This window comes from Leisingera aquaemixtae (assembly GCF_019801145.1).
GTDB classification, from domain to species: domain Bacteria; phylum Pseudomonadota; class Alphaproteobacteria; order Rhodobacterales; family Rhodobacteraceae; genus Leisingera; species Leisingera aquaemixtae_A.
Genome location: NZ_JAHVJQ010000038.1, coordinates 1 through 1,340, shown reverse-complemented (window position 1 = coordinate 1,340; position 1,340 = coordinate 1). Strand labels below are relative to the sequence as shown.

The window sequence follows — 1,340 nt, the reverse complement described above, 5'->3', positions numbered from 1 at the left end:
CCCGCCGGGCTGGCGATCGTGCTGGGCGGCGATCTCGGCTCGGCGCTGATCATCCAGATCCTGTCGTTCAAGCTCGACTGGCTGGTGCCGGTGCTGTTGGCGGCGGGCGGCTACCTGTTCGTCAAGACCGAGGCCAAGAAGGCGCGCCAGCTGGGCCGGATCCTGATGGGCATTGCCTTCATCCTGATTTCGCTGCGTTTTCTGCGCGAGGCGATGGACCCGATCCGCGACAGCGCCTTTCTGCCCGCCGTCGCAGGCTACCTGGCGCGCGACTACATCACCGCTTTCCTGGTCGGCGGCGCGCTGGCCTTTGTGATGCATTCCAGCGTGGCCGCGATCCTGATGTGCGTCACCCTGGTGCAGATCGGCGCCATCCCCTTTGCCGCCGGCCTGTCGCTGGTCCTGGGGGCGAATTTCGGCTCCGCCTTCATCCCGGTCTGGCTCAGCCGCGGCATGGCGCTGCAAGCGCGGCGCATTCCCTATGCCAATCTTGCCCTGCGCGGCAGCTGGGCGGTGCTCTGCCTGTTCGGCGCCAATCTGGCGCTGCGCCAGGGCTGGCTCGGCGATCCGCAGGGCGGCCAGATGCTGGTCACCGCGCATCTCGCCTTCAACGCGTCGCTCCTGCTGCTGGCGCTGCCGGTCTGCACCCCGCTGGGCGGCGTCTTTGCCCGCGCCTTCCCGGAGCCCGCGCCGGTGCAGGCGGCGCAGCCGGGCCGGCCGGTCAGCGCGCTGGAGCAGGGCAGCTACGGCCCGCCGGCCCAGGCGGTGGCCAATCTCAAGCGCGAGTTGCTGCGGATGGCCGACCAGACCGGCGCCATGTTCCGGCCGGTGCTGGAGCTGTACCGGGGCGGCGGCAAGGAGCAGATCAAGGCGGTGCAGCGGATGGACGAGGAGGTCAACGCCTGCCTCTCCGGCATCCGCCAGTATGTGGCGGCGATCCCGGAGGAGGCGTTCAGCAAGGACGAGCTGAAGACCGCCCGCAGCCTGATGGAATACGCCATCCGGCTGGAGACCGCGGGCGATGTGGTGGCGCGCCGCCTGACGGTGCTGGCGGGCGAGCTGAACCGCAAGGGCCTGAGCTTTTCCAGGGAGGGCTGGCTGGAAATCACCCGCATGCATGAGGCGATCCTGGCGAACATGCAGCTGGCCTCCAACGTGCTGATCTCCGACGATCTGGAGAGCGCGCGGCTGCTGAGCCTGGAAAAGACCGAGCTGAAGCGGATGGAGCGCGACAGCCGCAAGCGGCACCTGCGGCGGCTGCAGGACGGCGGCCGGGAGAGTTTCGACACTTCCGACATCCACCTGGAGACGCTGCGCGCCCTGCGCGAGTTCAACAGCCA

Annotated in this window: 1 protein-coding gene; it reads left to right on the top strand. The window is 69.0% G+C overall.

Annotated elements, in window-relative coordinates:
• The coding region (locus KUW17_RS23175; protein ID WP_222482652.1) for a Na/Pi cotransporter family protein at positions 1–1,340 on the top strand (1,340 nt) is incomplete at both ends.